Genomic DNA, 24,207 nt, shown 5'->3' with positions numbered 1-24,207 from the left:
CATGCATCCGGCTTTTTCCGTCCTGTTCTTCACCACCCTTTCGGGCGCGGGTTACGGCTTGCTGGCCTGGACGATGCTGCTGCTGGCCTTCGAACGCCCCGGCGCCTTGATGGGCCATACGCCGCTGCTGTTCCTGGGACTCATCGGCACCGCGACGGTGCTGTTCACCCTCGGGCTGTTCAGTTCGCTGGGCCACCTGGGCCAGCCGCAGCGCGCCTGGCGGGCGTTTTCGCAGTGGCGTACGTCCTGGCTGTCGCGCGAGGGCGTGATGGCGGTGCTGGTCTACCTGACGGTGCTGGCGCTGGCCTGGTGGCTGTCCGCCCCGCTGCGCGGCGTCGAATCCGGTGCGGGCCTGCCCGACGAGGTGCGGTGGGTGATCTGGGCAACGCTGCTGGGCGCGCTGCTCACCGTCGCCTGCACGGCCATGATCTACGCGTCGCTCAAACCGATCCCGGCCTGGCGACACCCGCTGGTGCTGCCGGTGTACCTGGTGTTCGCGCTGCTGTGCGGCCTGCTGCTGATGATGCTGGGCCAGCGCCTGGCCGGCGGCGTGGCGATCGCGCCGCTGCTGGTCGTCGCCGGCTTCCTGGCGGGGCTGCTGGCGCTGATGAAATGGCTGTACTGGCGCGGCATCGACCGCCGGCCGCTGCCGGTCAGCAAGACGTCGGCGCTGGGCCTGCCGGAAGGGCGCGAAGTGAGCGTGTTCGAACGCCCGCACACCGAGGCGAACTACCTGACCACCGAGATGGGCTTCGTGCTGGCGCGCAAGCATGCGCGCAAGCTGCGACTGATTTCGGTGCTGCTGTTCGCGTTTGTGCCGGTGCTCTGCTGCTGGCTGGCGTGGCTGTTCCCCGACGCCGCGACGCCGGTGCTGGCGGTCGCGGTGTTGGCTTCCCTGCTCGGTGCCCTCGTCGAGCGTTGGCTGTTCTTCGCCGAGGCCAAGCATCTGGTTATGCTTTATTACTAGCCCGCTTTCTGTGGGAGGGACTTCAGTCCCGAAAGGCTTCGGGACTGAAGTCCCTCCCACAGGGTTCGGTCAGGGCAACAGGGCGTCGGCGCCGCGGGACACCAGCATGTCGGCGACCTGCTCGCCGAGCTTTTCCGGCTCGCTGACCGGGCCACTGGCATAACCGCGCACCGTCTTGCCGGTCTTGGCGTCGCCGACCAGGCCTTCAAGCGAAAGCTTGTCGCCCTTGAGCGTGGCGAAGGCCGCGATCGGCACCCGGCAGCTGCCGCCCAGCAGGCGCGTCATGTGGCGCTCGGCGCGGGTGCAGGCGACCGTGTCGGCGTGGTCGAGCGGCGCGAACAGGGCCGCGGTGGCGTCGTCGCCGGCCCGGATCTCCACCGCCACCGCGCCCTGGGCCGCAGCGGGGATGAAACGCGGGGCGTGCAGGCGCTCCCGGATGCGGGCGCCCAGGCCGAGGCGATCGAGCCCGGCGCAGGCCAGCACGATGGCGTCGAAGTCGCCGGCGTCGAGCTTGGCCAGGCGGGTGTTGACGTTGCCACGCAGGTCGCTGATGACCAGGTCGGGCCGGTGCGCGCGCAGCAGCGCCTGGCGTCGCTGCGACGACGTGCCGACGCGGGCGCCGAACGGCAGTTCCTCGAAACCGGGGTAGTCGTTCGAGACGAAGGCGTCGTAGGGGTCGGCGCGCTCGAGCACGGCGGCGATCGCGAAGCCGGCTTCGAGCTCCATCGGCACGTCCTTGAGCGAGTGCACGGCGGCGTCGGCGCGGCCTTCCAGCATCGCGACCTCGAGCTCCTTGAGGAACAGGCCCTTGCCGCCGATCTCCGCCAGCGGCTGGTCCAGCACCTGGTCGCCGCGCGTGGTCATGGGCACCAGCTCGACCTCCAGGCCGGGATGCGCCTCGCGCAGCCGCGCGGCCACGTGTTCGGTCTGCCACAGCGCCAGCGCGCTCTCGCGCGTGGCCAGGCGGATCTTTTCCATCGGTCCTCCCCTAGAGGTGTTTCAGCTTGTCGCGCAGCGTCGGCAGGCAGCGGCGGCTGACTTCCAGCGCGGCTTCGTCGTTGCGCAGGATGGCGCGCACCTGGCCATCGGCGCCGCGGCGCAGTTCGGCGAATTCGTCGGCGGCGACCAGGCAGTTGCGGTGGATGCGGATGAAGCGCTCGCCGAATTCGGTTTCCAGCGACTTGAGCGATTCCTCGATCAGGTCTTCGCCGCGGGCGTGGTGCACGACGACGTATTTTTCCTCGGCCTGCAGGAAGCGGATCTCGTCCACCGGGATCAGCCGCAGGCTGCCGCGCAGGCGGGCACTGAGATGGCTGCGCTGTCGCTTGCTAGCCTCGTCCCCGAGTCCGGGCAACTGCTGTGCGCTGCGATGCCGGCGCGCGCGTTCGAGCGCTTCGGCCAGGCGCTCGCGGCGCACGGGCTTGACCAGGTAGTCCACGGCGGCGGCTTCGAAGGCGGCCAGCGCGTGCTGGTCGTAGGCCGTGCAAAAGACCACGGCCGGCGGCGGCCGCAGGCCGGACAGGTGTTGCGCGGCTTCGAGCCCGTCCATCACCGGCATCGAGATATCCAGCAGCACGATGTCGGCGCGCAGGGCCTCGGCCTGTTCGACGGCTTCACGGCCGTTGCCGGCCTGGCCGACCACCTCGTGGCCCCCGATCTCGGCCACCAGCGCGGACAGGCGCTCGCGGGCCAGCGGTTCGTCGTCGGCGATCAACAGCTTCATGCCCGAAGTATGCCCCAGACCCGCCCGCGGCTCAGCCGGCCTTGAATCGCTGGTCCATCCAGTCCGCCAGGTCGCGGATTTCTTCAGCGCAGACGCTGTGCGGCATCGGGTAGCTGTGCCAGTCGACCGACATGCCGAGGGACTTCAAATGGTCGCGGCTGCGGGCGCCAAAGCCTTCGGGCACAACCGGATCGTGGCTGCCGTGGGCCATGAATACCGGCGTGGCCAGGCCCGTGGGCGTGGCTTCGGCCGCCGTGGTCGAGCCCATCGGCAGGTAGGTCGAGAGGCCGATGATGCCCGCCAGGCCACGCTGGCGGCGCACGCCGGCGGCGAGCGCGATGGCGCCGCCCTGGGAAAAGCCGGCCAGCAGCAGGCGCTCGGGCGGCACGCCGCGCTCGTCTTCACGGGCGATCAGGGCTTCGACCTGGGCCATGGATTCGCGCACGCCGGTTTCGTCGGCGCGCTGGTCCAGGTCGAGGTTCTTGAGGTCATACCAGGCCCGCATGGGCACGCCGTTGTTGAGGGTGACCGGCCGCACCGGGGCGTGCGGGAATACGAAGCGCAGCGCCGGCCAGCCGGGCCGCAGCAGCTCCGGGACGATCGGCGCGAAGTCGTTGCCGTCGGCGCCCAGGCCGTGCAGCCAAAGGATGGACCAGGCGGGGTTCGCCGCGGTTTGGTGTTCTACGGTTTCGAGCATGGAGGGACTTTGGGCGGAAAACCCGCATTATGCCTGCCCGGTCCCGCGGCCCCGCTCGGCAGGGTGGGCGCACACTGGCACTATGGGTGGCAACCGTCTGGCTCCATGCCATCGTGCCGCATTACCGGGAACCCCGCCCATGGACGATCTCAACATCGTTCTCGACAGCGCCAGCCCGCTGAGCCTGCAGCACCAGCTGCGCAAATGGCTCGTGGACGCGATCCATCGCGGCGTGCTGCGACCCGGCCGCAAGCTCCCGTCGACGCGGGCGCTGGCCCGACGGGTCCGGGTGTCGCGCAACACGGTCAGCCTGTCCTACGACGCGCTGCTTGCCGAAGGACACCTGGTCAGCCGCGCGCGAAGCGGCGTTTACGTCGCCGCGGACGTGCCGGCGGGCCGCGTCGCCGCCGGGCCACGCAGCCAGGTGCAGGCATCGCCGCTGGCGGCGCGCCTGCCCGCCGCGACCCAGGAGCAGGGATTTCGCTGCCCGGCGAACTGGCACCAGTACCCCTTCCCGTTCATCGATGGCCGGGTCAACGCCAGCCTTCTGCCCGCCGATGAATGGCGCGAAGCGCTGCGGTTCTCGGGCAGCCGCCAGGAGGTACTGGCCTGCAACATGGACCACGGCGACAGCGACGACCCGGCCTTGCTCGAGGAGCTGCGCGGCAAGGTGCTGCCGATGCGCGGACTGGAGGCCGACGCCGACCAGGTGCTGGTGACGCTGTCGTCGCGCCAGGCGCTGCACCTCCTGGCCGAGGTGCTGGTGCGGCGTGGCACGCCGGTACGCCTGGAAGAACCCGTCGACCCGGGGCTGGAGCGGCGGCTGCGGGAACGCCAGGCCAGCGTGGGCCGGCTGGACCCGGACCTGGCCGGGCCATTGCCCGAGGGCGTGCTGGTGGTCACCAGTGCGCGCCGTTCGGTGCCCGCGGGTTCGGCCTGGCCGCGACGACTGCTGGCCGCGGTCGCCGCCGCCGATGGCCTGCTGATCGAACACGACATGCCGCCGGGCGCGCGCGACGGCAGCGAGGCCGCACCCGCGCTGGCGGCCATGTGCCCGGAAGGCCGGGTGGCCTACGTGGCCAGCCTGGCCCCGGTGGCGTCCTGCGGGGAACCCCTGGGTATCGTGGTCGCCGCGCCGCGCGTCATCGAGCGCCTGCGGCAGATCCGCAGCAGCCAGGGCGCCACGCCGCCGGCGCTGATCCAGCGGGCCTGGTGCCACTTCATCGGCCTGGGTCATTACTCCGCGGCGCTGCAGCGGGCCGGACGCGTCATTGCCGCCCGGCGAACGGCGCTGCGCGATGCGCTCAATCACTACCTGCACAAATCGGTGAGCATCCAGACCCAGCCCGGCGCGAGCGCCTACTGGGTGCGGCTGGCCGACGGCACGGACGCCCTGGACCTGGCACGCCGCGCTGCCGCCATCGGCGTGTTGCTCGAACCGGTGGCGCAGCCCGACGGCGGCCACCTGCTGTGCATGGGCGTGACCGGGTTGGAGCCGGCCGAAGTGCGCGCCGGCGTGCATGCCCTCTCGCGCCTGGTGCGCGGCGACCTGGCGGCCACGCCCCGGCACCTGCAGCAGGAAGGCGGAACGGTGCTGCGTGGCCATGCCCTGCGGCGCACCGTGGCCAATGCGCGGCTGCTCTACAACACCGTCTACGGCGCGCCCTGCACGCTGCAGGTGCACGCCGACGGCCGCCTGAGCGGCGTCGCCGGCGACCAGGGCGAGGACTGCGACCAGGGCCGGTGGTGGATCCAGGATGGGCGCTGGTATCGCCAGTGGCAGCAATGGGCCTATGGCGAGGCCTCGGGTTATGACCTGGTCGTGGAAGGCGAGCAACTGCGCTTTTACGGCGAAGACGGCCTGCTCGCCGATACCGCCGTACTGATCCGGCGCAGCCGCACCGGCCGGGCCGCCGATTGAACCGGATTCGGCATCTGGACCCATCAAACAATCCAATCTGGCACTAAGCCGGGTCGCTGAGCGGGGCTACCGTCGGCTTCATCCTTGGGCCGATGGAGCCGTCACTTGCCGCCTGCCAGCACCCCCGCATCCCGCGGCGAACCGTTCGGCATCGCCGGCCTCCAGCTCGACCACGGCCCGGGCGACAACCTCGGACGCATCGCCGACGAAGTGCGGTCGGTGCGCCGCCGCTTCCCCTGGGTGCGGATGGTGGTGCTGGGCGAACTGTGCAGCTTCGGTGCCAATACGGCACACGCCCAGTGTCCCGACGGCGAGGCGGAGCGGTTCCTGTGCGCCCTGGCGCGCGAGACCGGCACCTGGCTGGTGCCCGGGTCGCTCTACGAGCGCGACGGCGACACGGTCTACAACACCGCGCCCGTGATCGACCCGGAAGGCCGCATCGCCGGGCGCTACCGCAAGCTTTTCCCCTTTGCTCCCTACGAACGCGGCGTGGCGCCGGGTTCGGAGTTCCTGGTGTTCGACGTACCGGGCGTCGCCCGGTTCGGGGTCTCGATCTGCTACGACATGTGGTTTCCCGAAACCACGCGATCGCTGGCGAGCCTGGGCGCCGAGATCATCGTGCACCCGACCATGACCAACACCATCGACCGCGATGTCGAAATCGCCATCGTCCGTGCCAGCGCCGCCACCAACCAGTGTTACGTGGTCGACATCAATGTCGCCGGTGACCTGGGCGTCGGCCAGTCCGTCATCTGCGGACCGGGCGGCGAGGTGATCCATCGCGCCGGACCCGGCCGGGAAATCATCACCTTCGAGGCCGACCTGGCCTACCTGCGGCGCTGCCGCGAACGCGGCTGGCAGGGGCTGGGCCAGCCGCTCAAGAGCTTCCGGGACAACCCGGTGCGCTATCCCGCCTATGACGCTCCACGGGCCGCGTCGGTCGCCTTCGACCGGCTGGGTCCGATGAAGCTTCCGGGCTCCGACTGAACGCTCCACACCACTTGCATCCGCAGCTACCAGGGGAACACTGCATGGATACCAAACGCCAACCGCGCCGCCGCGTCAGCCGTCGCTCGACGCTGGCCCTCGCCATCCTCGCCGGACTGGCGGGCGCCGTTCACGCGCAGGACGCCAACGATGACACGAACCCGTCAGGGACCGTCGAACCGGTGGTGCTGGACGAAGTGACCGTCACCGCCCAGGGCCGCGAGGAAAACATCCTCGCCGTGCCCTACAACATCAGCGCCGTATCGGGCGACACCATCGAACAGGCCAACATCCTCGACACGGCCGAACTGATGCGTGGCCTCACCGGCGTCGGCGTGGTCGACCGCGGCGCACGCAACTCCAGCGTCGTCAGCGGCATCCGGATCCGCGGCCTGAACGTGGACAGTTCCGCGCTGGGCGACTACGCCGTCTCTGCCGCGGCGACGGTGTCCACCTACGTGGACAAGACGCCGCTGTTCGCCAACTTCCTGCTCTCGGACATCGAGCGTGTCGAGGTCCTGCGCGGGCCGCAGGGCACGCTTTACGGTTCCGGTTCCCTGGGTGGCTCGGTGCGCTTCATCCTGCGCCAGCCGGACTTCGACCGCGTCGGCGGCCGGGTCAGCCTGTCGGCCTCGAGCGTCGACCATTCCGGCGGCATCGGCGCCTCCGGTTCGGCCACCCTGAACCTGCCTTTCAGCGACACCTTCGCGATGCGGGTCAACACCACGATCAACGACTTCCCGGGTGCCACGGACTACCGCAACGTCTACGTGCTCGACGCACAGGGCATCCCGGTCGCACCGGACGGCCGCCTGGCCGACACCGCCGAGTACCGCAACGCCAAGGATGCCGACTACGTCGAACAGAACTACGGCCGCATCTCGGCGCTGTGGCGCCCCAGCGACCGCTTCGACGTGACCTTCAGCTACATGGCCCAGGCCGACCGCTTCGGCGGCCGCCGCGCCACCAGCTTCGGCACCGACGGCTGGGGCGTGCCCTACGACGACCTCGAGGTCGGTTCCGTGCAACTTGAACCGGCGGCGCGGCACGTGAACCTGGCCAGCGTCGAGGCCAACGTGGACCTGGGTTTCGCCACGCTGACCTCCAGCACCTCGGATTACAACCACGAGGGCGACATCACCAGCGAGAACACCGGCTTCTACGCCCAGAACGGCTGGCTGGCGGCGTTCTACTACAACTACCCGCGGCCCATGGCCACCGCCGAGCGCAGCTACGGCGACACCGGCTTCATCCAGGAATTCCGCCTGACCTCGGAGCCGGGTGACGCCTTCGACTACGTGCTGGGCGCCTACTACCAGGACCAGGACCGCCGCAGTTCGCAGGACAGCTTCCTGCGTGGCTTCAAGCAGTGGTGGGACGCGGCCTACCCGGCGTTCGCGTCGGCGGTGATCTCCGACCAGGACTACCTGTACCGGCAGGCCGAGAATTTCAAGGAAACGGCGCTGTACGGCGAGTTCACCTGGCACGCCAGCGACCGCCTGGACCTGACCCTGGGCCTGCGCCACTTCCGCGACGAGTCCCATACCCGGGTGACCCAGACCACCGGCCTGTGGTCGAGCTTCAATGAGAGTTCGACGTCCGAGGACCGCGAGAAGGACGAGCGCACGCTGTTCAAGGCCAACCTGTCCTACGCGTTCTCGCCTTACGGGCTGTTCTACGCGACGGCCTCGGAAGGTTACCGGCGCGGTGGCACCAACGGCACGCCAACGAGCGGCCTGTTCGGCGAAGACCCGGCCTGGACCAAGTACGAGGCCGACACGGTCCGCAACTACGAGTTGGGCATCAAGGGTTCGGCCAACGGCGTGAACTACAACGCCAACCTGTTCTACCTGGACTGGCAGGACGCCCAGGTCAACAGCGCAACCACCAACTGGGGTTTCTTCGCGGTGCAAAACGCGGAAGAAGCCAGCAGCCGCGGCGTCGAGCTGGAGATATCCGGCCGCCTGGGCGAAGGCAGCACCTACAGCGTGGGCTACACCTACACCGATGCGCAGCTCGACGCCGACGCGGTGGCGGCCGATGGCGCCTATACCTACGGCTTCGCGGGCGACCGCCTGCCGGGCGCGCCCGAACACCGCTTCAACGTCGCCGGCAGCCATGCCTTCGAGTTCGCCGGCGGCCTGGTGACGCTGCGTGGCGACGCCTACTACCAGTCCGAAACCCAGAACGCGCTGAGCCAGAGCCCGCGTTTCCGCTACGAGATGGACGCGTTCGCCATCCTCAATGCCTCCGCGACCTATAGCCGCGGGGCCTGGGACACGACCCTGTGGGTGAAGAACATCGGCAACGAGGAAGGCGTGACCGGCGTTTACACCGAGCAGTACATGGGCACATCGCCGGCGCAAAACTACTTCGGCAACGGGTCCAAGGCCCTGGTGGCCCTGCCCCGCACGGTCGGTCTGACCGTAAGCTACGGGTTCTGAGCCGGCAAGAGAGAGTGTCCTTGGCCCATAGCCCGCAGGAAGCGGCGGACCCGCAGGCGGTCCGCGCGCTGGAGCAGATGCTGCAGCGCGGACAGGCAGGCCCGGCCGAGCGGGCCGCGCTGGACCTGGTCGCACGCCAGCCCGGGTGCATGGAGGCCTGGGTGCTGCTGGGCCATGCACGTCGCCAGCGCGGCGACCTCGACGGCGCGCTGCACGCCGCCCAGGAAGCGGAGTCACTGGCACCCGGCCACCCCGCCCCGGGCATGCTGCGCGCCGACCTGCTGCTGGCCCAGGGCCACGCCGGTGACGGCCTGCAGGTGCTGGACCTGATGGCCGCCCGGGGCGACGCCCTGCCGGTGACCGTGCTGCAGGACCTGGCCCAGCGATACACGCAGCTGGGCCGGCACGCGCAGGCCCTGGCCTGCCACGAGACCTGCGTGGCGCGCGAACCGGAGCATCCGGCGATTCTCTACAACCTGTCCACCAGCCTGATCGCGCTGGGCCGCATGGACGAAGCCGAAGCCGTGCTCGACCGGGTGATCGAACGGGCGCCCACCGACGCCGACGCCTGGTACAACCGCGCCACGCTCCGGCGCCAGACCCCGGAACGCAACCACGTGGCAGCACTGCAGGCGCGGCTTTCCCGCCCGGACCGCCGGCCGCAGGAAACCGTGGCGCTCAACTACGCGCTGGCCAAGGAACTCGAGGACCTTGGCCGGCACGAGCAGTGTTTCCAGGCGCTGCGCCGGGGCGCGGATGCGCGGCGGGCCGGGCTTGCCTACCGGGTCCAGGACGACGAGGAAACGCTGGCGGCGATCGCCCGGCATTTCGACGCGGACTTCTTCGCGCGACCGGCGGCGGGCAACGCCGACGCCCGGCCGGTGTTCGTGGTCGGGCTCCCGCGCAGCGGCACGACGCTGGTGGACCGGATCATCAGCTCGCATCCGGCGGTGCACAGCCGCGGCGAAACCAGCGACCTGGCGATGGCGCTGATGCGCGGCACCGGGCCGGCGACCGACAAGCAGTCGCGGGTGCGACAGGCGGCCGCGATGGACCTGGATGCCTTCGGCCGCGACTACCTGTCGCAGTTGCCGCAGGCCAGCGCCGCCCGCGAGGTCGACAAGACGCCGATCAACTTCCTTTACCTGGGCCTAGTTGCCAGGGCCCTTCCCGGCGCGCGCATCGTGCATGTGCGCCGCCACCCGATGGATGCCTGCTACGCGATGTACAAGACGCTGTTCCGCATGGCCTACCCGTTCTCCTACGACCTCGATGACCTCGGTCGCTATTGGCTCGCCTACGACCGGCTGATGGCGCACTGGCGACGCTGGCTTCCCGCCCACTGCCTGCACGAACTGCACTACGAGGGCCTGGTGGCACGGCAGGAAAGCACCAGCCGGGCACTGATCGAATTCCTTGGCCTGCAATGGGATCCGGCCTGCCTGGCGCCGGAGCGCAATCCCGAGCCGTCGCTGACGGCCAGCGCCGCGCAAATCCGGCAGCCCGTTTATTCCTCGTCGGTAGGGGCCTGGCGGCGGCACGCGCAGGCCCTGGCGCCGCTGCAGTCGCGATTCTCCGCGGCAGGCGTGGACGTGGACGCACGCCCCTGGGAGCGCGCATGACCGCCGCCGCACAACCGGTTTCCCATCCCGCCCGTGACAGTCTGTGGCTGTATGCCCTGCTGGCGTTGCTGGCCACGGCGGGATTTTTCTACGTCAACATCATGTCCGCGATCGTCGATGGCCTGGTCACCGGCCTGGGTTTCAGCAACCCGCAGGCGGGCAGCGTGGGTGCTGCGAACATCTACGGCGCCAGCGCCGGCAGCCTGCTCGCGGTGTTCGTGGTGCGGCGCTGGCGCTGGCGGCCGACGCTGGCCAGCCTGTTGACCTTGCTGGTGGGCATCGACCTGGCGTCGATCGCCGTCACCGACCCGACCACGCTGCTGGTGGTGCGTGCGATGCACGGCGTGGTCGGCGGCTTGTCGGTGGGCGTGGCGTATTCGGTGATGGCGCGCACCCAGTCGCCGGACCGCGCCTTCGGCATGCTGCTGGCGGTGCAGTTCGGGCTCGGCGGCCTGGGCGTGATGTTCCTGCCTTCGTTGGTGCCCTTGTATGGCGCCCGGATCCTGTTCGTGGTGCTGGCCGGGCTGGGTGCGCTGGCCCTGCTGGCCATGCTTGCGATCCCCCGGCGCATCGAAGCCGGCGGTCGGCCGGCCCTGGGCGAGGTGGTGGCCGCGGTGGTGTACAGCCGGGCGACGGCAGCACTGACCCTGCTTGCGCTGTTCCTGTTCCAGGGGGGCAACATGGCCCTGGGCGCCTTCATCATCCGGCTTGGCGAAGATGCTTCGCTGGCGCGCGACTTCATCGGCCAGGCGCTGGGCTGGGCCACCTGGATCGGTGCGGGTGGCGCCGTCGCGGTGATCATGATGGGCACGCGCTGGGGCCGGTTCCGGCCCTTGCTGCTGGCGCTGGCCCTGACCCTGGTCGGCACTGCCGCCTTCCGCTGGAGCCAGATGCCCTGGGTGTATTTCGCGGCCAACGTCGGCACGGCCATCACCTGGTCGTTCGTGGTGCCCTACCTGTTCGGCATGCTGTCGCGCCTGGACGTGAGCGGGCGCCTGGCCACGCTCGGTGGCTTCGTTTCCAAGGCAGGGCTGGCCAGCGGCCCCTTGCTGGCGGGCTGGGTGCTGCGTGGCGGCGATTTCGGCGCCCTGGTATCGCTGGCCGTGCTGGTGCTGCTGGCGGCCGGCGCGGTGGCGCTGGTCGCGGCGCGGCGGGTGGACGCCGCGGAGAGGGCGCTGGCGTGAGCCGGCGTGCCTTCGGCGGCACGTCGCGGACCTTGCTTGCGGGTTTCCTGATGGCACTCGCCGCCGTCGCCTCGGCGCGCGACAGCCTGTCCGCCGACCAGTTCGGGAAACGATCGCTGCGCACCCCCGTCCCCATGGACGCGTTCGCACCCTCCGCCGACGCAGGGCCTGCACGACACGACGTTTCGGGGCAGCTGCGTTTCGGCGGGCCGGTAAGAAGCCGGACGCATGTCGCCGATCCGGATTTCGTGAGCCGCCCGGAACGTGCCCTGGCGCGCAGCCTGCCGGACGACCTGGTGCTGGACCTGGTGCACGACGGCGTGCACGTGCTGCCCGCGCAGCGCGGCCCGATGGCCGGCAAGCATGGCTGGTGGCAGTGGCTGTTCGAACCCGGCCAAGCCTGGTCCGAACCCGGCGACGGCGGGCGCACGCGCGTGGCGCTGCCTTTCGCGCTGGTGCAACGCAACGCCAACTGCACGCACAACGGCATGCTGATGTTCCTGGTCGGCGATGGCGGCGTGGTGTCGCCCGTGGCCGTGCAGGTGGGCGGCGAAACCTGCCAGTACCTGCAGATGGATCTGTGGGGACTGTTGCCGGCCCGCTTCACGCCCGGCCGAGCCGCAAACCACGCCGCTATCGCCGACGCAGCGGCCGCCGAGCGCGACCGCCGCTTGCCGACCCAGCCACTGCAGGCGGTCTCGCAGCGCTGGCCGGCGGTAGACGTCGCCGCGCTCGCGATCGGCGACGACCGGGCGCGCACGCGCCACGGGCTGGTGGTCGATGGCGTGCACTTCACCAGCGGCTGCGACACCCGCCTGGGGCCCTACCCGGCCTGCGACCGGCTGACGTTGCCCTCGTTTTCGGTCGCCAAGACAGCGGTGGCGGCGGTGGCGCTGATGCGGCTTGAGAAACGCTATCCCGGCCTGGCTTCGACGCCGCTGCGTGCGCTGTCCGAGGGGTCGGGATGCCGGTCGGACGCCTGGGCCGGCGTGCGCCTGGTCGACCTGCTGGACATGGCCACTGGCCACTACGACGACCCGGCCTACATGGCCGACGAGGACGCCGGCAAGGTGGCGGCCTTCTTCGGCGCGCGCACGCACGCGCTGAAGCTGGCGTTCGCCTGCGAGGCCTACGCCCGGCGCGAGGCACCCGGCCGGCGCTGGGTCTACCACACCAGCGACACGTACCTGCTCGGCGCCGCCCTGGACCAGGCGCTGGCGAAGCGAACGGCCGGCTCGGCGCGCGACGTCTTCGACGACGTGCTGCTACCGGACGTCTTCGAACCCCTGGGCCTGAGCCAGACGGCGCGTTACACGCGGCGCACCGAGGACCCGGCCGCCCAGCCGTTTTTCGGCTGGGGGCAGTTCCTGCGCGCGGACGACGTGGCAAAGCTGGCGCGTTTCCTGGGCCAGGCGCGCGGTGATGCCGGCGCAGGACCGGTGCTCGATGCAAGGCTGCTGGACGAAGCCATGCAGCGGGTGCCCGGGGCGGGCGGCCTGCAGGCGGCGCACCTGGAAAACTATCGTTACCAGCATGGTGTCTGGGCGCGCGAGCTGGGTGCGCAGTTGGGCTGCAAGGAGCCCCTGTGGGTGCCCTTCCTTTCGGGGTTCGGCGGGATCACCGTGGCGCTGTTCCCGAACGGGGTGGCCTGGTACAGCTTTGCCGACGACGGGCGCCTGGCTTCGATCGATTTCGCCGGCCCCGCGCGCGAGGTGGCGAAGATAAGGCCCCTGTGCGCGTCCGCTGCCGGCTGACCCCGGCTACTTCACCAGGATGAGCTTGTCGTTGCGGGTGTGGCGCAGGCGATAGACCTGGTCGCCGTGGCGGATGAGCACCTCGCGGCTGCCACGCATCAGCTCACGGCTGTCGTGGTCGGCCTGGCTCGGGGCGCGCTGTGCCGGCGTGGAGGGGGAAACAGGGGGATGCGAGACGTGCATGGCCGGCTCCGGGTGGGTTCGGCCTTGATGATAATGATTCGCATTTGCGTGTCAAGCACCCCCCTGCCGGTCAGGCCGCCAGCGCCTTGAGCGACTTCTCGATGTCCCCGATCGGCGAATTGGTCAGGGTCTTGGCGACCTCGGCGACCAGGCGCTGCTGGACTTCCTTGTGCAGCTGCGGCCGGATCCGGCCCAGGGTGATCGGGTCGGCCACCAGCACCAGCTGCTCGTAGCGATGGTTGAGCGCGCCTTCGTTGAGCCCCTGGGCCAGCAGCTTGGCGAAGGTCGCTTCTTCGATCTGCTTGTCGGAGGCTTCGCCGGGCATGCTGCCACCCGGCCCCTGGTCACCGGTGTCCATCAGTTCGATCAGGTCGAACTGGTGCAGCGAGATGGCCGTGGGGGTGCCCTGGTTGCGGAACAGGCGGGCGCCTTCGCCATCGGCGACGACGATCAGGGCGTTCTCGGCGATCTTGGTCATGGGTGTCTTCCTTGCGGTCATGGACCTCGACTGTCCCGCAACTCTCATAAACCTGGGGTGAGTGGCCCGTTATGGCGTTCAGGCCATGTCCGGGGATCCCGTATCGTTCGTTCACTCGCCCCGGGGGACGGACCATGCTGACCCGCCTGAGCTTGCTGATCGCGATCGCGGCGGCCTTGCTGCATGCGGGCGGAACGCGCGAACTTCCGCAGCCTGGGCGTGAATCCCTTCGTGGCGTCGCTTGCGCGGGATTCATGTGGGCCCACCAGGACTCGAACCTGGAACCAAGGGATTCGCGTGGTCCCGGAGTTTCCCCCGGCGCGGACTATCTCTTCACCCTTCGCCTCGGCGAGTGGGGTGCGGGACGCTCTAGCCTGTCATCAAGGGCACTCGAGCCCCCAGGTAGTCTCTGCACCTTCCGGCGGTGTACCGCCGGCTTGGCTCAGGATTGCCGCCGGCCGTGTCGCCACGCCGCTGCGGTTTCCCTGAATTCATCCCGTTCTCGTCCGCCCATTCCTGGGCGGCGACACCTTTCGATGAGTCCCCTGCTCTAACCATTGAGCTATAGGCCCGTGGGGGAATCGTATAACGAAAACGGCGGTACCGGATGGGCGTAGCCTTCGATTGCCCCCAATCCGAGCCCGGCGGGATTGGCCGGCAGGCTGCATAATCGGGGTGCTGACCTCGTCGCCACTCGCTGCCGGCCAAGGAGTCACCATGCTGGGCATCTCACTGCAGGCAGGGATCGCCGTGTTGACCCTGCTCCTGCTGTTCGGCCTTCGCCAGAGATTCGGCCTCGCGCCCATGTACGTGTTCATTGGCGCGCTGCAGGTACTGCAGACGCTCACCGCGACGATTTTCGTGCCGACCAGCCTCGGCCTGGTGTTCAGCCCCGGCTCTTCGGTGATGTTCAGTGCCGGCCTGGTGGGGGTGCTGCTGGTCTACCTGCGCGAAGACGCCCCGGAGGCACGGCGGCTGATCCTCGCCCTGCTGGCCGCCAACGCAGCCGCCGGTGCCTTGATGTTCCTGCTGTCGCTCCAGGTACAGGATCCCTCCGTTCTCAACGGACCGGGGCTCAATGCCAGGAGCCTGTTCTACGGAGGTGGCACGCTCGTACTCGGCACCGTCCTGCTCGCGGTCGACGCCGTCCTGGTGGTGGTGCTCTACGAGTTCTTCGCCCGGTGGGCCCGCGGCTTGTTCCTGCCGATAGTAGCCACCCTTACCACCGTCCTCGCCTTCGACAGCCTGGTCTTCATCACCGCAGTGTTCTGGGACGCGCCGGCGGCAGAGTACTGGGTGACGCTGTTGAACTCGGTGCTCAGCAAGACGATGGTCGCCACCGGTTACGCGCTGGTCTGCACGACCTACCTCAACCATTTCGAGCGGGAACCGTTCGCGTTTTTCCAGGGCGGGAAGCCGCGCGAGATCTTCGCGATCTTCACCTACCGCCAGAAGTACGAGCTGGCGCGCCGCGAGGCCATGCACGACGGCCTGACGGGAGTGTTCAATCGCGCCTACTTCGACGTCACTGCACAGCACGATGTCTCCACCTGCGCGCGGGCGAAGCATCCGCTTTCCCTCATGTTCATCGACCTAGACCATTTCAAGCAGATCAACGACACCCACGGCCACCGGGTCGGTGACGCGGTGCTGCGGGCCGCCGCAACCTGTCTCGCGGGCGGCCGGCGACCTTCCGACTATCTCTGTCGTTACGGCGGCGAGGAATTCGTCATGGTCCTGCCCAACACCGCGCTGTCCGGCGCCATCGGCATCGCGGAACAGCTGCGGTTCCAAGTCGCGTCCCTGCACGAGAGGGGCATCAGCCCGGTGGCTACGACGGCCAGCTTCGGAGTGGCGTCCATGCCACAAGACGGCCAGACACTTGGGCAGCTCATCGAAGCCGCGGATCGCCGCCTCTATCGCGCAAAGGCCAACGGGCGCGATCGTGTCGAGGCACGCGACTGAGCCCTGAAACAATGAAGCCCCGCGGATGCGGGGCTTCATGCTTGCGCCAGTGGACCGGCGGGCTTATTCGAGGTCGAGGAAGCTGCGCAGCTGTTCCGAGCGGGTCGGGTGGCGCAGCTTGCGCAGGGCCTTGGCTTCTATCTGGCGGATGCGCTCGCGGGTGACGTCGAACTGCTTGCCGACTTCCTCGAGGGTGTGGTCGGTGTTCATGTCGATGCCAAAGCGCATGCGCAGCACCTTGGCTTCGCGCGGGGTCAGGCCGGCGAGCACGTCGCGCACGGTTTCCATCAGGCCCAGGTTCGTGGTCGCGTCGATCGGCGACTCGATGCTGATGTCCTCGATGAAGTCGCCCAGATGGGAGTCCTCGTCATCACCAATGGGCGTCTCCATCGAGATGGGTTCCTTGGCGATCTTGAGCACCTTGCGGATCTTGTCCTCGGGCATCTCCATCTTCTTGGCCAGCTCTTCCGGGGTCGGTTCGCGACCCATTTCCTGCAGCATCTGGCGGGAAATGCGGTTGAGCTTGTTGATGGTCTCGATCATGTGCACCGGGATGCGGATGGTGCGGGCCTGGTCGGCGATCGAGCGGGTGATGGCCTGGCGGATCCACCAGGTGGCGTAGGTCGAGAACTTGTAACCGCGGCGGTATTCGAACTTGTCCACGGCCTTCATCAGGCCGATGTTGCCTTCCTGGATCAGGTCGAGGAACTGCAGGCCGCGGTTGGTGTACTTCTTGGCGATGGAAATGACCAGGCGCAGGTTGGCCTCGACCATTTCCTTCTTGGCCTTGCGGGCCTTGGCCTCGCCGTAGGCCATGGCGCGGTTGATTTCCTTGATGTCCGGCAGGGTCAGGAACAGGGACTGTTCGATGCCCACCAGCTTCTGCTGCTCGGCGACGATGTCGTCCTTGTGCTCACGCACGCCCGAAGCCCACTTCTGCTTGCGGCGGATGACTTCGTCGGCCCAGTCGAGGTTGATCTCGTTGCCCGGCCAGGCGCGCAGGAAGTCCTTGCGCGGCATGCGGGCGCCACGCACGCAGATGTCGAGCACCTTGCGCTCGTGTTCCTTGATGGAATTGACCACCTCGCGCAGCTTGCGGACGAACGCGTCCATCAGCGCCAGCGGGAGCTTGAGGCGCAGGAACTCCGCGGCCATCTCCTCGCGGACCTTGATGGTCTTCTTGTCGGTCGAGCCGTACTTGGTGTGGGTCTTCTGGAACTTGGTGTACAGCGACTTCAGGGCGTCCATGCGCCGGCCGACCTCGGCCGGGTCCGGGCCGGTGTCGACCGCGGTTTCTTCCTCGTCGCCGTCGGTGCTGTCGTCGTCGTCCTCGGACTCGCTGTCGTCTTCGCTGGCGGTGGCGGCCTCGGGCACGGCTTCTTCGGGCTCTTCCTCGCCCAGGAAACCGACCACGACTTCATTCAGGCGCTTCTTGCCTTCCAGGTGCTGGTCGTAGTCCTCGAGCAGCAGCTGGATCGACCACGGGAAGCTGGCCAGCGAGGCGTGGACCTGGTTCAGGCCTTCCTCGATGCGCTTGGCGATGGCGATCTCGCCTTCGCGGGTGAGCAGTTCGACCGAACCCATCTCGCGCATGTACATGCGCACCGGGTCGGTGGTGCGGCCACCCTCGCTGTCGAGCGCGGTCAGCGCGGCGGCGGCTTCTTCGGCGGCGGTGTCGTCGGAATCGCGCTGCGACGACGAATCCGACAGCAGCAGCGTCTCGGCATCCGGCGCAACTTCGTGCACCTCGATGCCCATGCCGTTGATCATGCCGATGATGTCTTCGAGCTGTTCGGCGTCGACGATATCGTCGGGCAGGTGATCGTTCACCTCGGCATAGGTCAGGTAACCCTGCTCGAGGCCTTTGCTGATCAGCTGCTTGATTTCGGACTGCTGCGCCGGTCGATCGTTGGCCATGAAAACGTGTCCCGAGACGAGGGAAAATGGAACCGCGCAGTATACAGGACGCCAAACCACCTAGCTATCTATTTGATAAACCGGGGTTTTTGGGCGCCTCAGGTCTGCAGCCGGAAGGTCACCGGGCCGTCGTTGGCCAGGCTGACAACCATGTGGGCGCCAAAGCGCCCGGTTTCAACCACCGGGTGCCGGGTCCGGCAGGCGGCCAGCAGCCGCTCGAAGCCGGCCCGGGCCGCCGCCGGCTCGGCCGCCGTGCTGAAGCCGGGTCGCATGCCGCTGCGGGTGTCGGCCGCCAGGGTGAATTGGCTGACCAGCAGCAGGCCGCCGCCGGTGTCGGCCAGGGACCGGTTCATCCGGCCCTCGGCGTCGGCGAAGACCCGGTAGCCCAACAGCCGGTCGACCATGCGGGTGATGCGGGCCTCGTCGTCGCCCGGCTCGACCGCCACCAGGGCCAGCAGGCCGGGGCCGATGGCGCCCACGGTTTCGTCGTCGACGCGGACACTGGCTTCAAGCACGCGCTGGATGAGGGCGATCATGCCGGCATCGTCGCCGTGGGGCGCCCGGAGGGTCAATCCCGCCGGCCTTGCGACCGGGCGAATTGGCGATTCCCTTACACTCCGGCGATGCCTTCCGTGCCTTTCGCCAGCCGAGCCCTGTACGCCACTGCCTGGGCCGTGGGCCGCCTGCCCCGCGCCCTGCAGCGCGCGCTGGGTACGGCGATGGGCGAACTGGCCTGGCGCGCCAACGGCCGCGAACCGCGGGTGGCCCGGCGCAACCTGGAGCTGGCCCTGCCCGGCATGCCCGAGACCGAGCGCGAAGCCCTGGTGCGCGCGGTGATGCGCGAAACCGGACGCACCGCCCTGGAAACCCTGCGCCTGTGGACCGCCCGCCGCGCCGACACCCTGCGCCTGGTGGCCGGCTGCGAAGGCCTGGAGGTGCTGGAAGCCGCCGAGCGCGGCGGTCGCGGCGTGCTTGTCGCGGCGCCGCATTACGGCAGCTGGGAGCTGCTGGTCGAGTTCATGGCCGCCCGCGGGCCTTTCAGCCTGGTGTACCGGGTGCCGGAAAGCGCCGCTGGCGACGGCTTCCTGAGGCTGGCCCGCGGTGGCGACAACGTCCGCCTGGTGCCGGCCGAGGCCAATGCGATGCGGCCGCTCTGGCGGGCCCTGCAAGCGGGCGAAACCGTCGGCATCACGCCCGACCACCAGCCGAAGCTGGGCGGCGGCGAGTTCGCGCCATTCTTCGGCGTGCCGGCACTGACCCTGAGCCTGATCCCCAAGCTGGCCGCGCGCACCGGCGCACCGGTGCTGGTCGGCTACGCCGAACGCCTGGCCGATGGTCGCTTCATGCTGCGCTTTGAAAGCGCCCCGGCGGCCATCGCCAGCGACGACCTGCACGTGGCCACGGCCGCGATGAATGCCGCCGTCGAAGCGGTGGCGCGACGTGACCTGCGACAGTACCAGTGGACCTACAAACGCTACACACTCAGGCCGCCCGGTTCGGGCGAGCCCAACCCCTACACGCGACCGCGCAAGGAACCCGGATGACCGCACTCGACCCTGCCGCCCCGATCTTCCAACCCTTCGCCGCCGACTGGCAGCCGCTGGCACCGGCGGCGCGGCGGGTCGGCGCCGGGGTTGCGGCGTTCTGGGGATTGCTCGTCGGCATCGCCGCGACGGTGCCGGTGGCGGTGGCGCTGGACGTCGGCCTGGCGGCGAAGCTCGGCCTGGGCCTGGTGGCCCTGGTGCTGCCCGCGGTGGTGTTCGCCACCTGGGCCCGGACGCGCTGGCGCCGCACCCACTGGCGCCTGGACGACGGCGGCCTGCGCGTGCGCCGCGGCGTGATCTGGCACAAGGAAATCCTGGTCCCGCGCAGCCGGGTGCAGCACCTGGACCTGGAACGCGGCCCGATCGAACGCCACTTCGGCCTGGCCACGCTGGTCGTGCACACGGCCGGCACGCGCATGCACGCGCTTCGCCAGTCCGGGTTCCTCGACGACGACGCCGTGGCCCTGCGCGACGCCCTGCTGCCGGAAACGGATCGCCATGACGACAGCCTCTGAGTCGATCAACCCCGGCGGCGGCGAACGCCGCCTGCATCCGTGGTCCTGGCTGTTCGTGCTGATCCAGCAGCTCAAAAGCTTCGCGCTGCCGCTGCTGGTGCTGCTGTTCACCGGCCGCGGCAACTCCTGGGAACTCTGGGGCCTGGCCGGCGGTGGCGTGCTGGTGCTGGTTTCACTGCTGCAGTACTTCTTCTACCGGTTCCGGGTCGAAGGCGACGGCATCGTCATCCGCAGCGGCGTGTTCCAGAAGAGCCACCGGCACATCCCCTACCAGCGCGTGCACAACGTGGCGCTGCACCAGTCGCTGCTGCACCGCGTATTCGGCGTCGCCGAGGTCCGGCTCGAGTCCGCCGGCGGCATGAAGCCCGAGGCCGAGATGCGCGTGTTGTCGCTCGCCGATGCCCACGCCCTGGAAGAACTGGTGCGGGCACAGGGCGCCGATGCGCCGTCCACCGGCGAAGACGGGGCGACGGCGGCCCCGGAAAGCCGGGTGCTGCTGTCGATGCCCACGACCGAAGTGATCAAGCTGGGGCTGATCTCCAACCGCGGCGTCGTCGCGGTCGCGGCGGCGTTCGGCCTGCTGGCGCAGGCGGACATGCTGGACGTGCTGGTCGAACCCTGGGCCAGGGACGCCGTGGACTGGGGCCGCAACCAGCACCTGGACTGGATCGGCTGGCTGATCGGCGCCGCCCTGTTGCTGCTGTTCTTCGTGGTGGCGATGCGCCTGCTGTCGGTGGCGCTGGCGCTGCTGCAATTCCACGGTTTCACCCTGACCGAGCAGGGCCGCCGGCTCAGCGCCCAGCGCGGCCTGCTGACCCGCCTGCGCGCCAACATGCCACGTTCGCGCATCCAGGCTTGGAGCCTGCGCGAAGGCTTGCTCTACCGCTGGTTCGGCCGGCAAGGGCTGCGCGTGGACAGCGCATCGATCGACACCGCCAACGACCAGCGGTCGCTGCGCGACCTGGCCCCGCTGGCCACGCCCACCGCCATGGACGCGCTGATCCAGCACCTGTTGCCCGTGGGGCGCTGGCCGATGCAGGCCTGGCGCCGGCTGCACTATCGCGCCTGGCGCCGGCAGTTCACCTTCCCGGCGGTGCTCAGCGTGGTCCTGGCGGGCGCGCTGACCTGGTTCCACGGCCTGCCCGGACTGGCCGCACTGGCACTTGTGCCGGTGTTCCTGGTGCGCGCCATCGTCTGGGCGCGTTATGCCGGCTGGAGCGAGGAAGCTGGCGTCATCGCCGTGCGCGAGGGCTGGCTGGACAAGCGCTGGCGCTTCGCCGAAGTGCGCAAGATCCAGTCACTGTCGCTGATGCAGTCGCCGATCGACCGCTACCACGGCATGGCTACGCTGCTGATGGACACCGTCGGCGCCAGTCCCTTCGACCCGCCGCTGCGCATCCGCTACCTGCCGGCCGAAGAAGCCATGGCCCTGCGCGACCAGCTGGCCGCGACCATGGACACGCCGGCTATTCCCGCCAGAACTGCGGCGTAAGCAGGACCAGCAGCGAAAAGACCTCAAGGCGGCCCAGGATCATGCCCAGGCTGCCCAGCCAGATCGCCGGGTCGCCCGCATGGGCCCAGGTCGCCGCCACACTGCCCAGGCCCGGGCCCAGGTTGGTCAGGGTCGCCACGGCGGCGCCGAAGGATGATTCGATGTCCAGGCCGGACAGGTTGAATCCGACCATCAGCGCAACGAAACACAGCATCCAGATGGCGATGAAGCCGCTGACCGAAAGCACCACCGACTCGGACACGCGCCGGCCACCCATCTTCACCAGGAACTGCGCCTTCGGGTGCACGAGCTGCTTGATCTCACGGAAGCCCTGGCGCACGACCATCATCACGCGCGCGACCTTCAGGCCACCGACGGTGGAACCCGCGCAGCCGCCGATGAAGGCCAGGCCGACCAGCAGCAACGGCGCCGGGTGCGCCCAGTCCTGGAACGAACTGGTCACGAAGCCGGTGGTCGTCATCGAGGACACGACCTGGAACGTGGCGCGACGGAAGGACTCGCCGAAGCTGTCGAAGGAACCGCCCATCCAGGCGACCAGGGTGATCACCACCGCCGCCACCGACAGGATGCGCAGGTAGGCGCGCAGCTCCGAATCGCTGCCGTACACGGACATCGAGGCCCGGCGCCAGGCGACGAAATGCAGGCCGAAGTTGATGCCGCCCAGGGTCATGAAGATGATCGCGATCCAGTCGATCAGCGGGCTGTTCCAGTAATCGAGCGCGGCGTCATGGGTGGAGAAACCCGCTGTGGAAACCGTCGACAGCGAATGGCAGATGGCGTCGAACAGGCTCATGCCCGCCGCCCAGTAGGCACCCGCGCACAGCAGGGTGAGGCCGAAGTACACGCCCCACAGCGCCTTCGCGGTTTCGGCGATGCGCGGGGTCAGCTTGGTGTCCTTGGTCGGGCCGGTGCTTTCGGCACGAAAGAGCTGGGTGCCGCCGATCTTGAGCATCGGCAGGATCGCCACCGCCAGGATCACGATGCCCATGCCGCCCAGGAACTGCAGCAACTGCCGGTAGAACAGCACGCTGCGCGGCAGCGCGTCGAGGTTGGCGATGACGGTGGCACCGGTCGTGGTCAGGCCCGACGTGGCTTCGAAGAAGGCCTCGGCGTAATCGAGGTGCGGCGGCCCGTGCACGAACGGCAGGGCCGACACCATGCTGGCGAAGATCCAGGTGAAGGTGACGATCAGGAAGCCGTCGCGCAAGCGCAGGTCGTACTTGACGTCGCGCACCGGCAGCCACAGGAAGACACCGAGCAGGCCGCTGGCCAGGAAACTGCCGAAGAACACCTGCGCGGTGCCCTCCTCGTCCCAGGCCAGGGCCAGGAAACCCGGCAGCAGCTTGGTCAGCGAGGAAAGGACGATGATGACGCCCATGATCCGCTGGATCGCGCGGAAGCGTTGGCTCACAGCCAGGTCGCCCCGGTCTGGAACAGGGCGCTGACGCGTGCCATTTCCCGCTTGTCCATCACGAACAGGATGACGTGGTCGCCCGGCTCGATGACGACGTCGTGGTGGGCGATGAGGAGTTTGTCGCCGCGCACGATGCCGCCGATGGTGGTGCCCGGCGGCAGTTCGAGTTCATCCAGCGCGCGACCGATGACCCGCGACGTGCGGGCGTCGCCACGCACCACGGCTTCGATCGCCTCGGCGGCGCCGCGGCGCAGCGAGTACACGCGCGCCGGTGCGCCTTCGCGGATGTGCGCGAGCAGCGCGCCCAGGGTCACCAGCTGCGGGCTGACGGCGATGTCGATGCTGCCGCCCTCCACCAGCTCGGCGTAGCTGGGCCGGTTGATCAGGGAGATCACCCGCGGGCAGCCCATGCGCTTGGCCAGCATCGCCGAGAGGATGTTGGCCTCGTCGTCGTTGGTCATCGCGCAATAGACGTCGGTCTGGTCGATGTTCTCCTCGCGCAGCAGGTCCTCGTCGGCGCAGTCGCCGACCAGCACGATGGAGTTGAGCAGGTCCTCGGCGATGCCGCGGGCGCGTTCGCGGGACCGTTCCAGCACCTTCACCGAGTAACGGCCCTCGAGGCTGCGCGCGAGGTTGCGGCCGATGTTGCCGCCGCCGGCGATCAGCAGCCGTCGTGCCGGGCGGGCGTCGACGCGGCGCAATTCGGCCATGACGGTGAGGATGTGCTTGCGTTCGGCCAGGAAGAAGACTTCGTCGTCGACTTCGATGACGGTATTGCCCTCGGGCTGCACCGGCCGGCCCTTGCGGAAGATCGCCGCGACGCGGGCATCGACGCCGGTGGGCAGGTGTTCGCGCAGTTCGCGGATCTCGTGGCCGACCAGGGCGCCGCCGGGCACCGCGCGCACGGCCACCAGTTGCACCCGGCCCTCGGCGAAATCGAGCACCTGCAGCGCGCCCGGGTATTCGATCAGGCGTTCGACGTGGCGACAGACCAGCTGCTCCGGGCTGATCGCGGCGTTGACGGCCGAATGTTCGGGGTCGGCCAGCGCGGCCACGTCCAGGTACTGGGCCTCGCGCAGGCGGGCCACCCGCGTCGGCGTGCGGAACTGGTGCTGGGCCACCTGGCAGGCGATCAGGTTCACTTCGTCGCTGGAGGTGACCGCGACCAGCAGCTCGGTTTCCTCGGCGCCGGCCTGGGCGAGCACGTCGGGCAAGGAGGCGTGGCCCACGACGGTGCGGATGTCGAGCTTTTCCGCCAGGTCACGCAGGCGCTGGTGGTCGGTGTCGACGACGGTGATGTCGTTGTTTTCGGAGGCCAGCGCCGATGCCACCGACGTTCCGACCTGCCCTGCGCCCAGGATGAGGATCTTCATGCGGCG

20 protein-coding genes are annotated in these 24,207 nt (G+C 69.1%); 11 read left to right on the top strand and 9 right to left on the bottom strand.

Features of this window, described 5'->3' with window-relative positions:
- The first annotated feature begins 1 nt into the window (after position 1).
- Positions 2-967 (top strand): dimethyl sulfoxide reductase anchor subunit family protein, encoded by a 966-nt coding sequence (locus tag N788_RS03005; RefSeq protein WP_034220801.1) that lies wholly within the window; start codon positions 2-4, stop codon positions 965-967.
- A gap of 69 nt (positions 968-1,036) precedes the next feature.
- Here N788_RS03005 and hemC read toward each other — a convergent pair whose 3' ends face one another.
- The 3 genes from hemC to N788_RS02990 are packed head-to-tail and all read right to left on the bottom strand — an operon-like array spanning position 1,037 to position 3,387.
- Positions 1,037-1,945, bottom strand: a complete 909-nt coding sequence (gene hemC / locus N788_RS03000) for a hydroxymethylbilane synthase (RefSeq protein WP_034220800.1) — start codon at positions 1,943-1,945, stop codon at positions 1,037-1,039.
- Between the two features lie 10 nt (positions 1,946-1,955).
- A complete protein-coding gene (locus N788_RS02995; RefSeq protein ID WP_034220799.1) occupies positions 1,956-2,690 on the bottom strand; it encodes a LytR/AlgR family response regulator transcription factor in 735 nt (244 codons plus the stop codon).
- A 31-nt stretch (positions 2,691-2,721) separates the two neighbouring features.
- Positions 2,722-3,387 carry an alpha/beta hydrolase gene (locus tag N788_RS02990; RefSeq protein ID WP_034220797.1) on the bottom strand — a complete coding sequence of 222 codons (666 nt, stop codon included), beginning with the start codon at positions 3,385-3,387 and terminating at the stop codon, positions 2,722-2,724.
- A 139-nt stretch (positions 3,388-3,526) separates the two neighbouring features.
- Between N788_RS02990 and N788_RS02985 the strand changes: the two genes are divergently transcribed.
- From N788_RS02985 to N788_RS02960, 6 genes are all read left to right on the top strand, one after another.
- The gene (locus N788_RS02985; RefSeq protein WP_034220790.1) at positions 3,527-5,308 is read left to right on the top strand and encodes an aminotransferase-like domain-containing protein; all 1,782 of its coding nucleotides are present in this window, start codon (positions 3,527-3,529) and stop codon (positions 5,306-5,308) included.
- A 105-nt stretch (positions 5,309-5,413) separates the two neighbouring features.
- Positions 5,414-6,295 (top strand): carbon-nitrogen hydrolase family protein, encoded by an 882-nt coding sequence (locus N788_RS02980; protein WP_051924299.1) that lies wholly within the window; start codon positions 5,414-5,416, stop codon positions 6,293-6,295.
- A 44-nt stretch (positions 6,296-6,339) separates the two neighbouring features.
- Positions 6,340-8,739: a TonB-dependent receptor gene (locus N788_RS02975; RefSeq protein ID WP_034220789.1), complete on the top strand. Its 2,400-nt coding sequence runs from the start codon at positions 6,340-6,342 to the stop codon at positions 8,737-8,739.
- 20 nt (positions 8,740-8,759) lie between these two features.
- Positions 8,760-10,361: a tetratricopeptide repeat-containing sulfotransferase family protein gene (locus N788_RS02970; RefSeq protein ID WP_051924298.1), complete on the top strand. Its 1,602-nt coding sequence runs from the start codon at positions 8,760-8,762 to the stop codon at positions 10,359-10,361.
- Positions 10,358-11,545: an MFS transporter gene (locus N788_RS02965; protein ID WP_051924297.1), complete on the top strand. Its 1,188-nt coding sequence runs from the start codon at positions 10,358-10,360 to the stop codon at positions 11,543-11,545. Before N788_RS02970 ends, N788_RS02965 begins: the two co-directional genes overlap by 4 nt.
- Positions 11,542-13,299, top strand: a complete 1,758-nt coding sequence (locus tag N788_RS02960) for a serine hydrolase family protein (RefSeq protein WP_152560347.1) — start codon at positions 11,542-11,544, stop codon at positions 13,297-13,299. Before N788_RS02965 ends, N788_RS02960 begins: the two co-directional genes overlap by 4 nt.
- Before the next feature lie 6 nt (positions 13,300-13,305).
- On the opposite strand, the gene N788_RS14275 is transcribed toward N788_RS02960, so the two are convergent.
- The gene (locus N788_RS14275; RefSeq protein ID WP_084695855.1) at positions 13,306-13,482 is read right to left on the bottom strand and encodes a hemin uptake protein HemP; all 177 of its coding nucleotides are present in this window, start codon (positions 13,480-13,482) and stop codon (positions 13,306-13,308) included.
- Between the two features lie 70 nt (positions 13,483-13,552).
- On the bottom strand, positions 13,553-13,960 hold the full coding sequence (locus N788_RS02955; RefSeq protein WP_034220786.1) for a host attachment family protein: 408 nt from the start codon (positions 13,958-13,960) through the stop codon (positions 13,553-13,555).
- Between the two features lie 717 nt (positions 13,961-14,677).
- Between N788_RS02955 and N788_RS02950 the strand changes: the two genes are divergently transcribed.
- Positions 14,678-15,925: a GGDEF domain-containing protein gene (locus N788_RS02950; RefSeq protein WP_034220785.1), complete on the top strand. Its 1,248-nt coding sequence runs from the start codon at positions 14,678-14,680 to the stop codon at positions 15,923-15,925.
- Positions 15,926-15,988: 63 nt separating this feature from the next.
- On the opposite strand, the gene rpoD is transcribed toward N788_RS02950, so the two are convergent.
- A complete protein-coding gene (gene rpoD, locus N788_RS02945) occupies positions 15,989-17,842 on the bottom strand; it encodes an RNA polymerase sigma factor RpoD (protein ID WP_034220784.1) in 1,854 nt (617 codons plus the stop codon).
- Between the two features lie 98 nt (positions 17,843-17,940).
- Positions 17,941-18,378: a D-aminoacyl-tRNA deacylase gene (gene dtd, locus N788_RS02940; RefSeq protein ID WP_034220865.1), complete on the bottom strand. Its 438-nt coding sequence runs from the start codon at positions 18,376-18,378 to the stop codon at positions 17,941-17,943.
- 87 nt (positions 18,379-18,465) lie between these two features.
- On the opposite strand from dtd, the gene N788_RS02935 reads away from it, so the two are divergent.
- Genes N788_RS02935 through N788_RS02925 form a run of 3 tightly spaced genes read left to right on the top strand, consistent with a single transcriptional unit; the run spans position 18,466 to position 21,393 of the window.
- Complete coding sequence (locus N788_RS02935) at positions 18,466-19,386, top strand: LpxL/LpxP family acyltransferase (protein WP_034220783.1); 921 nt, start codon at positions 18,466-18,468, stop codon at positions 19,384-19,386.
- The gene (locus N788_RS02930) at positions 19,383-19,901 is read left to right on the top strand and encodes a PH domain-containing protein (RefSeq protein ID WP_051924295.1); all 519 of its coding nucleotides are present in this window, start codon (positions 19,383-19,385) and stop codon (positions 19,899-19,901) included. Before N788_RS02935 ends, N788_RS02930 begins: the two co-directional genes overlap by 4 nt.
- Positions 19,885-21,393 (top strand): PH domain-containing protein, encoded by a 1,509-nt coding sequence (locus tag N788_RS02925; protein WP_051924294.1) that lies wholly within the window; start codon positions 19,885-19,887, stop codon positions 21,391-21,393. The genes N788_RS02930 and N788_RS02925 overlap by 17 nt, the downstream gene beginning before the upstream one ends.
- On the opposite strand, the gene N788_RS02920 is transcribed toward N788_RS02925, so the two are convergent.
- Complete coding sequence (locus tag N788_RS02920; protein WP_211250674.1) at positions 21,368-22,825, bottom strand: potassium transporter TrkG; 1,458 nt, start codon at positions 22,823-22,825, stop codon at positions 21,368-21,370. The two genes, N788_RS02925 and N788_RS02920, sit on opposite strands and share 26 nt — an antisense overlap.
- A complete protein-coding gene (gene trkA, locus N788_RS02915) occupies positions 22,822-24,201 on the bottom strand; it encodes a Trk system potassium transporter TrkA (protein WP_034220779.1) in 1,380 nt (459 codons plus the stop codon). Before trkA ends, N788_RS02920 begins: the two co-directional genes overlap by 4 nt.
- Positions 24,202-24,207 lie beyond the last annotated feature (6 nt).

The sequence above is a fragment of the Arenimonas donghaensis DSM 18148 = HO3-R19 genome (genome assembly GCF_000743535.1).
GTDB classification, from domain to species: Bacteria; Pseudomonadota; Gammaproteobacteria; order Xanthomonadales; family Xanthomonadaceae; genus Arenimonas; species Arenimonas donghaensis.
The sequence above is the reverse complement of the archived record's forward strand: the minus strand, read 5'-3'. Positions and strand labels throughout refer to the sequence as shown.